This window comes from Paenibacillus tengchongensis, assembly GCF_008973665.1.
Taxonomy (GTDB): Bacteria; Bacillota; Bacilli; order Paenibacillales; family Paenibacillaceae; genus Paenibacillus_AQ; species Paenibacillus_AQ tengchongensis.
In genome coordinates this window covers 60,932-72,863 of record NZ_WACP01000014.1, presented here as the reverse complement: position 1 = coordinate 72,863, position 11,932 = coordinate 60,932, and the positions used below count along the sequence as shown (strand labels likewise).

Here is an 11,932-nt window from a genome sequence, read left to right as displayed (position 1 = left end):
CGTGAGTAATCACTGTTGTCGGCTCTTTTTAGGATGTTCAACAGTGCAAAGACACAGTATACTGAAGAAGATTTGCCGGGGAAAACACACAATTTAAAGCAAAGGAAGTGCAGGAGTGGAAGATTACACAGCACTGTTAAATACGCTTCTTCTTCAGGAGCAGGAGCTGCAATTCAGCGAATTCAGCAATAATACAGCCATCGAGCTGGGCCAGCTGATACTGGCTAAAGCCTTCGCGGTAGGCAAACAAATTACGGTGGACATCCGCAAGAACGGCATGACCTTGTTCCACGCGAAGATGAATGACAACGGCCTGGGCCATGACCGGTGGATTACACGGAAAATCAATGTTGCCCATCATTTTGAACACAGTTCTTATTACATACATTTCCTGATGAAGTCCTGGAACACGACAATCCAGGACAACGCCTTTATCGATCCGCTGAATTATGCGGCCGAAGGGGGCTGCTTCCCGCTTATCGTTAAGGGTGCCGGAATGATCGGCACCATTACCGTCTCCGGGCTGGAAGGCCACGAAGACCATGAGATGGTCGTAGCCTCGCTTAAGAAGCTGCTGCACTCTAAGGTGAGCTCCTAACGTTGGAAGCGTAAATCCATACGAAGGACTAATATGAAGCTGCTTATGTATGTGAAAGCTGGCTTTAAGAAACATGCCGAACAAGAAAACGAACCATGGGGTAAACGTCACTTAGAACAGACTTATTTACTTGATCTAAGGACGACTCCCATCTTAATGCAATCTTAATGTCTCCGTTCAAATCTTAACGCGGTGTTAACGCCACAGATGATATACTCGCAGCAATATGGCTTCTTGTGCCATTTAGCTGTATTAATAAACAACGAGTGGTGAAACCCGTGATCTCATTTCTAAAAAGATTCTTGATCGGAAGACCGTTAAAGTCCACTGAGCTGGGGGAGCAGAAATTAAACAAAAAGAAAGCCTTGGCCATTCTATCATCCGATGCCTTATCGTCCGTTGCCTACGGACCGGAACAAATCCTGATTGTACTGTTCACCATCGGGGCGGCTGCCTTCTGGTATTCGATCCCTATTGCCGTCGGCGTACTGGTGCTGTTGACCGCACTTATTTTATCCTACCGGCAAATTATCTTCGCCTACTCGCATGGCGGGGGAGCGTATGTGGTCTCCAAGGAGAATTTGGGCCGCTACCCCGGACTTATTGCCGGAGGCTCTTTGCTGGTCGACTACATCCTGACGGTAGCTGTAAGTGTATCGGCCGGAACCGATGCGATTACCTCTGCGTTTCCCGGTCTGCATGAGCATAAAGTGATCATTGCCGTCGGCTTCGTGCTGGTGATTACGATACTCAACTTAAGAGGGGTAACAGAATCCGCATCTGTATTGGCATATCCGGTGTATTTATTTGTTCTGGCCTTGGCCATCCTGATCGGTACAGGCCTGTATAACATCCTGACGGGCAACGTTCCGGCAGAGCTGCATACACCCATAGGCACTCCGGTGGCAGGCATCAGCTTGTTTCTCCTGCTCAGGGCTTTCTCTTCCGGTAGCTCGGCGTTGACCGGCGTCGAAGCCATCTCTAATGCCATTCCGAATTTCAAGCATCCCGCAGCCTCCAACGCAGCCAAAACCCTGCTGGCCATGGGGGCGATCCTGGCTGTCTTGTTCTCGGGAATTGTGGTGCTGGCTTATTACTACGGGGTGGCCCCGCGCGGCGATGTCACTGTCGTCTCGCAGATTGCTGAGCAGACCTTCGGCCGGAACGCGATGTACTATTTCATCCAGGGAACGACGGCATTAATCTTGATTCTTGCCGCCAATACCGGTTATTCCGCTTTCCCTTTGCTCGCTGTAAACTTGGCCAAGGACAAGTTTATTCCCAGAATGTTCACGGTGCGAGGGGACCGGCTCGGGTATTCCAATGGGATTATTATATTGGGACTTCTCTCCATTGTCTTAATTTATGTCTTTGAAGGGGAAACCGAGCAGCTGATCCCGCTCTATGCTGTTGGCGTGTTCATTCCCTTTACGTTATCGCAGACCGGAATGATGGTGAAATGGCTGCGGGAGAAGCCGGCCGGCTGGACGCAGAAGTTTGTCATCAACACGGTGGGGGCATTAATCAGCCTTATTGTGACGCTCATGTTCTTCTTGACCAAGTTTACACAGGTGTGGCCCGTGTTCGTGTTCCTGCCGCTGCTGCTGCTCGTATTCGACCGGATTCACAAGCATTATGAGGCCGTTGCTGATCAGCTCAGAATCACAACCTGTGAGGAAACGGCGCGGATTGATGGAAATGTAATTATATTGCCGGTAGCAGGAATTACCCATGTAGTTATGAATTCTTTGGAGTATGCCAAATCACTGTCGCCGCAGCAGATTATCGCGGTTTATGTTCCTTTTGAACGGGAGGAAGAGGCTGCTTTCGAGGAGAAGTGGAGCCGGATTCTGCCGGATGTGCGCTTAGTGACGCTGTATACGCCTTACCGCAGTATTTTGCAGCCGTTAATCAAGTTTATTGACACAGTCCAGTGGAAGGCTGCCGAGTCCAATCACAAGGTAACCGTTATTATTCCGCAATTCATTCCGAAGAAAGGCTGGCAGAACATCCTGCATAACCAGTCCAGCCTGCTGATCCGCGCGCATTTATTGTTCCGCAGAGATGTGATCGTAACGACCGTGCCTTATCATTTAAAAAAATGAATCAAGGGGCTTGTCTCAACTGGATTGAGACAAGCCCTTTATTGTCGCCGGAGTCAATGACTGCGGCGATTCAGGTTGACGCTGTCCCTCTAAGGAAGATAGTAACTAGCCTTTGTGCCAGTTCACGGGAAGATCCATATTTTTGAACGGAAATCTCCCGTTTCCCCTTCAGTATTAAGGTCGAGAAGGTCAGTTTGGTTAGTTGTACAAGGAGGAGCCTGCACCATGGAGGCTCTTTTTGTTTTGTTAAAAATATATAGGAAAGGAGTAATCATTAACTATAATGTCTCGAAATCACTTCTGCCGAAATATTACATGTTGATTTAACACATACTAAGCCATACCTGTAAACGATTTAATAATTAATGGAGGTATATTCATGGTCTTCACCATTGCCATTACCATAGTGGCGTTATTTGCAATTTGGGGAGCAGTTGCTCCTGACCAGCTGGCGAATACAGCTAATGTCGCTTATAACTTTTCCATCCACAATTTTGGCTGGTTTTACTTGCTGGCTACTCTGTTTTTCTTAATATTCGCTTTCTACTTAGCATTCAGCAGGTTTGGCGGGATCAGGCTTGGGGATGACGATGATGAACCGGAATATTCCACACTCTCCTGGCTGTCGATGCTTTTTAGCGCCGGTATGGGAATCGGGCTTGTATTCTGGGGCGTGGCGGAGCCCTTATCCCACTATTTATCTCCGCCGGAGGGCGTAGAAGGAGGTACAGCAGAAGCGGCAAGGCTGTCCATGCGGTATTCCTTTTTCCACTGGGGACTGCATCCCTGGGCTATATACACCGTCATCGGATTGGCGCTTGCTTACTTCCAGTTCCGGAAAGGGTATAAAGGGCTGATCAGTTCAACGTTTATTCCTTTATTGGGCGAACGGCTGGCTGGCGGCTGGCTGGGCAAAATTATCGATATCCTGGCGGTGATTGCCACGATCTTCGGGGTTGCAACTTCACTGGGACTAGGTGCTCTTCAAATCGGCGGAGGATTGGAATATTTATTCGGGATTCCGAACTCTGTTACAGCCCAGGTTATTATCATTGCTATAGTGACCGTGTTGTTCCTCATCTCTGCCACTACAGGCCTGGATAAAGGAATCAAAATCCTCAGCAACACCAACCTGGTTATAGCCGTTCTGTTAATGCTGTTCGTATGGGCAACAGGACCGACATCCTTTATTTTCGATACGTTTACAACAACGTTAGGCAGCTACCTGCAAAATATCATAAATATGAGTTTGCGGTTAACTCCATTCTCAAGAGGAACCTGGGTCGGCGCATGGACGTTATTCTATTGGGCCTGGTGGATCGCCTGGGCTCCCTTTGTCGGGACTTTTATCGCAAGGGTATCCAAGGGCAGGACCATCAAAGAGTTTGTCATCTGTGTCATGATTATTCCGAGTCTGTTCGGGTTTGTCTGGTTTTCGGTTTTCGGGGGGACGGGGCTCCATCTGGAAATGTTCAATGCCGCCGAGCTGGCTCAAGCCGTTAAAGAAGATACTACCACCGCTCTGTTTATCACACTGGAGCAACTGCCCTTAGGTTACATCATCGCGCTTATTGCGACGCTGCTGATTATGACCTTTTTTATCACCTCAGCCGATTCGGCAACCTTTGTGCTGGGAATGCTGACCTCGGACGGCAAGCTCGATCCCAGTGCCAGAGTGAAATTAACCTGGGGGATCCTGCAGTCTGCTATAGCGGTAGTGCTGCTGATCAGCGGCGGATTAAGCGGCCTTCAGACAGCGTCCATTGTAGCAGCCTTACCTTTTGCTGTTGTCCTGATCGGCATGTGTTTCTCACTGCTCAAGGCTCTTCAGGCTGAGGATAAAGAGCGCCGCCAAAGGGAAAAACGTCACCGTCAGAAGCTGAAGCAATTGCTGGAGGAACAAGAACCATTCCAGAACGAAATTCCAGTGAAGTGAGGGCGGGGGCAAGCGCTTTGAGCTGCGGGCATACTCTACTCCGCCATTCTGCGGATTCTTGCGTATTGACGGGGCAGAAAAGGTTCTGTAAGAAGCTGAATCTCCGTATATCCACCTTCACTATACAGTTCACTTTCTTCGCTCGGGATCAGAGCAGGGGAATTCTTTGCCTGGGAAGCACTCATCGTTTGCTCCAGTCCCCATCCAAGCATTAACATTAGAACGAACAGTGTAGCACAGATAGTAATTTTATATCTCAGCACAGTCAAGCGAGCCATCTCCTTTTAACACAGGCTCCCCTAATCAATTTCAGACTATACCCAAGCAGATCGCTTTACTTTCTTTACGGTTGACTATATAATGTCACTAATTGTATACGCACCAAACCGGAGGAGCCTGCCAACAGCGGGCTCTTTTTATTGTTTTTTAATGGAATAATTTAACTATCAGGGAGGCTTTGAAATGGAAATACGCACGGAGGGCATCATGGTATGTGTACACTACGGTCCCCATGGACAACGGCTGATTCATCGGGGAGGAGAGCTGGCCAGACGCTTACAGGCCCCCCTGATTGTACTTACGGTTGATGCAATTGGGGACAATGAGTATAACATGCAAAGGCAGCATTACCTTTCCGCGTGGGAGAAGCAGACGAAGGAAGCGGGAGGGCAGTTTTTAATTCGTAAATGTAACGGAAGAAAAACAGTTGATATTATTACCGAGACTGCAAGAGAGAACCGGATTACTCAGATTGTGCTTGGACAATCGATCCGAACGCTGTGGCAGGAAATCACCAAGGGTAATTTCATCAACGATTTAATGGAACGTGTAGGGACCATTGATCTGCATATTGTAGCAGTCCAGCGCTATCCGGAAATGCTGGAGCAGACCCATGAACAGGGCTCCACTGCATATCTGGTCCCAGAGGGAGGGCGTTACATTCTTGCTGAGGAGGCTGCCGGCGGCGAAACGATCAAAGGCGTATTCTTCCGCGAGCTGGACACGGATTTTAACACCGGTTTGTTTAAGGTGGTTAAGCACGGTGAAGCGCAATACTTAAGGATTGTCCAAAATGAATGGGTGAAGCCCGTTTAAATAAACAATACAAATTAGAGGGGGGACCAAGCTTTGCTGCATGTCGCTGTTTTGCTTCCATTTTTACTGTCAGTAATCATACTGCTGATCAAACCAACCAAGCTCGTTCATCCGGGTTGGGTAGTTTTACCGCTTCCGGCTGCCCTCTTTGTGTATTTCCTGACGGAGATTCATACGGTCCGGACGGAAGAGAGCATAGTGTCCACTATTGCTTGGATGCCCAAACTGGGAATTGACATTACGCTGGTGCTGGACGGACTGAGCCTGCTGTTTGTTCTGCTGATTACCGGGATGGGTGCGCTTGTTGTACTATATTCCATTCATTATCTGGATAAGCATACAGAAGGAATTCACCAGTTCTATATCTATCTGCTCATGTTCATGGGGGCAATGCTCGGCGTCGTTCTCTCGGATAATCTGATGGTACTCTACGGGTTCTGGGAGCTTACAAGCATCTCGTCCTTCCTGCTCATCGCATTCTGGTACGGCCGGGAGAGATCCCGCTACGGAGCGCTGAAATCCATGCTGATTACCGTCTTCGGCGGTCTGGCGATGTTTGCCGGCTTTAATATGCTGTATTTAATGACCGGATCGTACAGTATCCGCGAGATTATTCCTCAGGCGGGAGCTTTAACAGAGAACTCAATGTTTATTCCGGCTATGCTGCTGATTCTGCTGGGTGCATTTACGAAATCAGCGCAATTCCCGTTTCATATCTGGCTGCCAGATGCCATGGAAGCTCCGACTCCGGTAAGTGCCTATCTTCATTCGGCAACGATGGTGAAGGCAGGATTATACCTCGTGGCCCGACTGACCCCGGTATTTGCCGGTCAAGCCGGCTGGTTCTGGCTGATTTCTGCCACCGGTCTGATCACGCTGATTTACGGTTCCTTTAAAGCGATCCGGCAAACCGATCTTAAAGCCCTGCTTGCCTACTCGACGATCAGCCAGCTCGGCTTAATTATGTCTTTGCTGGGACTCGGGTCTGCGTCTGCCTTTTTCAGCGGTAAAGAAGACGCCGTCTTCTATGCTATGGCTACTACAGCAGCGCTCTTTCACCTGATCAACCATGCTGTTTTTAAGGGCAGCTTGTTCATGGTGGTCGGCATAATTGACCATGAGACCGGAACCCGGGATCTCCGCAATCTGGGTGGACTCATGACGGTGATGCCGGTTACTTTCACCATTGCGTCAATCGGGGCGTTCTCGATGGCGGGATTGCCGCCCTTCAGCGGTTTTCTGAGTAAGGAAATGTTCTTCACTTCCATGCTGAATATCAGGGAGCTTGACCTCTGGAACTCCAGCTTCTGGTTGAGTCTCTTTCCGGTCATGGCCTGGATTGCCAGTGTATTCACCTTTGTATACAGCATGATTCTCGTATTTAAGGCCTTTGGCGGCAAGCTCAAACAAGATAAGCTGGATAAAGCCCCGCATGAAGCGCCACTGGGACTATTATTGCCGCCGGTATTGTTAATATCGCTGGCTGTTGTGTTTGCATTCTTCCCGAAGCTTGTGTCTAGGACGCTGATTGAACCGGCTATGGTTTCCATTCACCAGGGAATGCTTGCGCCCGGTGAAACCTTCGAGGTGTCGATTCATTTCTGGCATGGCTGGACAGCCGAGATCTTTATGACACTCGGTGTCATTGCAGTGGGCATCCTTCTTTACAGAACATACACCCGGCTGCGCCTGCTGGACCGGGAAGCAAAGGGCACCAATACCCTCAACCGAATATATGACGGATCCCTCCAGCTTCTTGAGCGGGGATCAAGACGTCTGACCGATGCGTATATGACCGGCTCGAACCGTCATTACCTGCTGTATATTTTCAGCTTTTTCGTCATTGCGCTGCTTACCGTCATGGTACGGGAACCCGGTATAAGCTTTGGCATGAAGCAGTATGCTCCGCTGTCCATATACGAGTTGGCTGTAGTATTAGTCATGCTGCTGGCGGCTTTCGGGATTCCGTTTGCCAAGTCCCGGGTTAATGCCATCCTTTTCACCGGCTGTGTAGGATATATGGTAACGCTGTTGTTCGTTCTTTTCCGGGCGCCGGACCTTGCATTGACACAAATGATCATCGAGACCGTATCGGTCATTCTGTTCCTGCTCTGCTTCCGGTATTTGCCGAAGCTGAAGCAGCAGAAGGAGCCGCTGCGCTTTAAGCTGCCAAATCTGGTTATTGCGGTGGGCGTTGGCGTTACAATGACCTTAATTGCGCTGGCAGCGATGGGCAGCAGCCCGTTCGAGCCCATCTCCGAGTTTTTCCTGAAAGAGAGCTATAATTTGGCCGGAGGAAAAAATGTAGTCAATGTCATCCTGGTGGACTTCCGCGGATTCGATACCTTGTTTGAGATTATGGTGCTTGGCATCGCCTCACTGTCCATCTACGCTCTAATCAAATTAAAGCTGGACGGGGATGCGCAGCAAACGCCGCCGGGGAAACCGCGTGCAGCCTTGCCGGTGCGCAGCAATGACGTCATTCTGCAGACGATGTCGAGGGCGATTGTAGTGATTATTGTGATCTTTTCGCTGTACCTGTTCTTTGCGGGACATAACAACCCGGGGGGAGGCTTTATCGGGGCCTTGATGACCTCTGCCGCACTGGTGCTGATGGCCATCGCTTTTGGTATGGATCAGATCCGGCAGGCGGTTCCTGTGAATTACCGGCTGCTGACTGCGGCCGGGCTCTTAACCGCCATACTAACGGCTTCAGGTTCATTTCTCTTTGGCGCCCCGTTCCTGAGTCATGCCTTTGGCCATTTCCATCTGCCTATCCTTGGGGACACCGAGCTGGCAACGGCCGTTTTATTTGACCTGGGGGTCTATCTGGCTGTGGTGGGTGTAACCATGAACATTATTTTAACGATCGGAGAGGATAAACAATGGAACTCGTAATGGCGCTGGCCATAGGCATATTATTTACGATTGGGGTTTATCTGATTCTTTCAAAGGTCCTGCTGCGGATTATACTGGGAACCTCTCTGCTGACGCACGGCGTTCATCTTCTGCTCCTGACCATGGCCGGACTCAAGCAGGGAGCCGCACCTGTACTCGGGGACGCAGAATCCTATGTTGACCCTCTGCCTCAGGCGCTGATCCTAACCTCCATCGTCATCAGCTTCGGCGTTACCGCTTTTTATTTTGTACTGGCCTACCGTTCTTATCAGGGGTTAGGTACGGATGAGATTGACAGCATCAAGGAGGTCAAAGAATGAGCAATGTTTTGGTGCTGCCTGTCCTGATACCATTGTGCACGGCTGTGATCCTGTTTTTCTTTAAAGAGAAGATCCGCCTTCAGCGGGGTATCAGTACGGTCAGCGGACTGCTGAATCTGTTTACTGCTATATTGCTCGTTTCGCATATTCACAGGGAGGGCATTCTAACTTTGGAAATGGGGGGCTGGGCTGCTCCTTACGGAATCGTATTTGTAGGGGATATGCTTGCAGCGTTACTGGTTATGATGACGGCTGTGGTCAGCTTTGCGGTTTTGCTGTACTCATTCCAGAGCATTGAGGAGAAGCGGGAACGATTTTATTACTATCCTTTCTTTCAGTTTCTGATGGTCGGGGTTACCGGTTCCTTTCTTACGGGAGACATCTTCAATTTATTTGTTTTCTTTGAAGTGATGCTGATATCTTCCTATGCCCTGATTTCACTTGGCGGGACAAAGCTTCAGCTGCGGGAAACACCCAAGTATTTATTAATCAACATCGTGTCCTCGACGTTGTTTGTTGCAGCCGTCGCTTACCTCTATGCAGCAGTAGGGACGCTTAACATGGCGCATCTGTCCCAGCGCATCGCCGAAACCGGACAAGGCGGTGTACTGAATGTAATTGCCGTATTGTTTCTGATTGTATTTGCCTTGAAGGCCGGACTGTTTCTGTTCTTCTGGCTCCCGGGATCCTACAGTGCTCCGCCGCCGGCGGTAAGGGCGCTGTTTGGGGCACTGCTGACCAAAGTGGGGCTTTACGCGATAATCCGGACCTTTACACTGCTGTTTGTTAACGATCCGGGGCTAACCCATAATCTGATCGCCTGGATGGCTGCTGTTACAATGATTCTCGGCAGCCTGGGAGCCGTAGCCTATAAGGATATCCCGCGCATCCTTAATTACAATGTGATCATTAGTGTAGGGTTTGTCGCGTTTGGGCTCGCAGCAGGGACAGAGAATGCACTTGACGGTGCAGTCTTCTATCTGCTGCACGATATGCTGGCTAAGGCGCTCATGTTTATTCTCGGCGGGATGATCATATCCGCAGCGGGAACGGAGGGGCTAACCAGCATGGGCGGCCTCATCAAAAGGTATCCGCTCATTGGCTGGATGTTCTTTATTCTGACGCTTGCTTTGGTGGGCATACCGCCGCTCAGCGGTTTTGCAGGCAAGGTCCTGATCATTCGGGGAGCGCTTGATGCGGGTATGCTGCCATTGTCCCTCATTGCCCTGGGTTCAAGCTTAATGGTGCTGTATTCCCTGATTAAGGTGTTCCGGCTCGCATTCTGGGGGAATGAACCGGAGACAGAACTGCCTAAAGTGAACCTGAGAGGGGCTGCGGCTGTCGCCGCCGGACTGGTTGTACTGGTAATCGTAATGGGAATCGGAGCCGATTACGTATATGACTATGTAGCGCAGGCAGGCGAGGTCTTGGCTACACCTGATATTTATATCCAAGCCATAATGAAGGAGTAGAGGAGATGGCCTTACAATTTCTGTTCAACCTGTTGATTGCCTTTCTATGGATGGCGATGAACAACAATGATTCCGGCTCAAGCTTTATCGTAGGATATCTGCTCGGGGTTGCCTTATTAATCTTCTTCCGAAGAACCAGGCCGCAGAAAAAGCCGTTTTACCTCAGACGCCTATGGGCTATCCTGAAGCTGCTGCTGATCTTTATCCGCGAGCTGACCATCTCGAACTTTGTAGTCATCGGGCATATTCTTCGTCCTAAGCTGGCCATTAAGCCCGGAATATTTGCTTATGAGACAGCTTTGGCTTCAGCGTGGGAAGTTACCTTACTGTCCTGCCTGGTTTGTCTCACACCGGGAACGTTAACGCTGGATGTTTCTCCTGACAGAAAGACGTTATACATTCATGCTATTGATATTAAAGATGCGGAAGCGCAGGTTGCCCAGATCCGCGGAACCTTTGAACAAGCGATCGTGGAGGTGACCCGCTAATGGTTTCAGTGCTGTTAACGACCTCGCTTATCATATTGGGTCTGGCGATGCTGGCTTGTCTCTTCCGTCTGCTGAAAGGGCCGACCCGATCAGACCGGGTAGCGGCACTGGATACTATAGGCATCCATGTGCTCGCTATGATTACTGTTATCTGTATGCTGCTGGATACCCGTGATTTTCTGGAGGTCATTCTGGTCATCGGCATTCTGACGTTTATTGGAACCACCGCACTGGCCAGATACATCGAACGGGGCGTTATTATGGAGGAAGGAGGGGACGTAAATGACAGGTGAGTTGATTAGCTCGATCCTTGTGGTATGCGGCGCCATCTTCTGCGGAATAAGCGCTTTTGGATTAATCCGGCTTCCCGATGTATACCTGCGCTCGCATGCCGCCACCAAAAGTGCGACCTTCGGCGTGCTGTGTTTGCTGGGGGGAGGATTTCTGTATTTCCTGTTTAAAGACGGGACGGTGAATGTCAAGCTGCTGCTCGCCATCTTGTTTGTTTTTATTACGTCTCCGGTAGCGGGGCATTTGAACGGCCGGGCGGCTTACCGCTCGGGTGTACCGCTATGGAAGGGAAGCGTGCGGGATGATCTGAAATCCCTGTCGGAAGAAGAGCTGCGATCCCCAGCCAATAAATCATGACTGGTTAACAGGAGGGAGTGCTTTGACGATCGCCGTTCAGCCGTACTACAAAGTCGAACGAATCATGACTGGCGAGAAACTCGAAATCATCAAGCAAAGACGGTTATTATGTTTATGTCCGACTCAAATCCATTCCGCTTACCACCGGTTTTTCATTGAAGATGTCTTTGATGTCTCTTTTAAGGACTACGGTCAAGGACATGCAGTGTTGTATTTGCATACGAAACAAGGAGTTTATCCCTACACAATAGAAGCAGTGGACGAGATGTTTGTTGCAGAAGTAAAGCGGCTCATAGCTCAGTTAGAACCATAGTAAATTCAATTCACAAAAGAAACCGCTCATTGGAAAATGGCACTTTGACACTGCCAGAT

Annotated in this window: 11 protein-coding genes; all 11 read left to right on the top strand. The window is 49.6% G+C overall.

Annotation, left to right across the window (positions count from 1 at the left end):
• Window positions 1–115 precede the first annotated feature (115 nt).
• The 11 genes from F1381_RS21575 to F1381_RS21525 all read left to right on the top strand — a co-directional run bounded on the left by F1381_RS21575 (window position 116) and on the right by F1381_RS21525 (window position 11,873).
• The gene (locus F1381_RS21575; protein ID WP_151736918.1) at window positions 116–598 is read left to right on the top strand and encodes a heme-degrading domain-containing protein; all 483 of its coding nucleotides are present in this window, start codon (window positions 116–118) and stop codon (window positions 596–598) included.
• Window positions 599–876: 278 nt separating this feature from the next.
• Window positions 877–2,703, top strand: a complete 1,827-nt coding sequence (locus tag F1381_RS21570; protein WP_151736917.1) for an APC family permease — start codon at window positions 877–879, stop codon at window positions 2,701–2,703.
• 379 nt (window positions 2,704–3,082) lie between these two features.
• Window positions 3,083–4,639, top strand: coding sequence for a glycine betaine uptake BCCT transporter (locus tag F1381_RS21565; RefSeq protein ID WP_151736916.1), 1,557 nt, complete (start codon window positions 3,083–3,085; stop codon window positions 4,637–4,639).
• Between the two features lie 462 nt (window positions 4,640–5,101).
• Entirely contained in the window at window positions 5,102–5,734 is a 633-nt protein-coding gene (locus tag F1381_RS21560; protein WP_151736915.1) for a universal stress protein, read from the top strand.
• A gap of 33 nt (window positions 5,735–5,767) precedes the next feature.
• The gene (locus F1381_RS21555) at window positions 5,768–8,632 is read left to right on the top strand and encodes a Na+/H+ antiporter subunit A (RefSeq protein WP_151736914.1); all 2,865 of its coding nucleotides are present in this window, start codon (window positions 5,768–5,770) and stop codon (window positions 8,630–8,632) included.
• Window positions 8,620–8,952, top strand: coding sequence for a Na(+)/H(+) antiporter subunit C (locus F1381_RS21550; protein WP_151736913.1), 333 nt, complete (start codon window positions 8,620–8,622; stop codon window positions 8,950–8,952). Before F1381_RS21555 ends, F1381_RS21550 begins: the two co-directional genes overlap by 13 nt.
• Window positions 8,949–10,424, top strand: coding sequence for a Na+/H+ antiporter subunit D (locus F1381_RS21545; protein ID WP_151736912.1), 1,476 nt, complete (start codon window positions 8,949–8,951; stop codon window positions 10,422–10,424). The genes F1381_RS21550 and F1381_RS21545 overlap by 4 nt, the downstream gene beginning before the upstream one ends.
• A 5-nt stretch (window positions 10,425–10,429) precedes the next feature.
• A complete protein-coding gene (locus F1381_RS21540) occupies window positions 10,430–10,912 on the top strand; it encodes a Na+/H+ antiporter subunit E (protein ID WP_151736911.1) in 483 nt (160 codons plus the stop codon).
• Window positions 10,912–11,205 carry a Na(+)/H(+) antiporter subunit F1 gene (locus F1381_RS21535; RefSeq protein ID WP_151736910.1) on the top strand — a complete coding sequence of 98 codons (294 nt, stop codon included), beginning with the start codon at window positions 10,912–10,914 and terminating at the stop codon, window positions 11,203–11,205. The genes F1381_RS21540 and F1381_RS21535 overlap by 1 nt, the downstream gene beginning before the upstream one ends.
• A complete protein-coding gene (gene mnhG, locus F1381_RS21530; protein ID WP_151736909.1) occupies window positions 11,195–11,560 on the top strand; it encodes a monovalent cation/H(+) antiporter subunit G in 366 nt (121 codons plus the stop codon). The genes F1381_RS21535 and mnhG overlap by 11 nt, the downstream gene beginning before the upstream one ends.
• A gap of 22 nt (window positions 11,561–11,582) precedes the next feature.
• On the top strand, window positions 11,583–11,873 hold the full coding sequence (locus F1381_RS21525; protein WP_151736908.1) for a hypothetical protein: 291 nt from the start codon (window positions 11,583–11,585) through the stop codon (window positions 11,871–11,873).
• Window positions 11,874–11,932: the final 59 nt, after the last annotated feature.

Bases quoted from the DNA above. Each gene is read 5' to 3' on its own strand.
- F1381_RS21550 (WP_151736913.1), top strand. From the start codon at position 8,620: ATGGAACTCGTAATGGCGCTGGCCATAGGCATATTATTTACGATTGGG.
- F1381_RS21545 (WP_151736912.1), top strand. From the start codon at position 8,949: ATGAGCAATGTTTTGGTGCTGCCTGTCCTGATACCATTGTGCACGGCT.
- F1381_RS21535 (WP_151736910.1), top strand. From the start codon at position 10,912: ATGGTTTCAGTGCTGTTAACGACCTCGCTTATCATATTGGGTCTGGCG.
- F1381_RS21540 (WP_151736911.1), top strand. From the start codon at position 10,430: ATGGCCTTACAATTTCTGTTCAACCTGTTGATTGCCTTTCTATGGATG.
- mnhG (WP_151736909.1), top strand. From the start codon at position 11,195: ATGACAGGTGAGTTGATTAGCTCGATCCTTGTGGTATGCGGCGCCATC.
- F1381_RS21565 (WP_151736916.1), top strand. From the start codon at position 3,083: ATGGTCTTCACCATTGCCATTACCATAGTGGCGTTATTTGCAATTTGG.
- F1381_RS21560 (WP_151736915.1), top strand. From the start codon at position 5,102: ATGGAAATACGCACGGAGGGCATCATGGTATGTGTACACTACGGTCCC.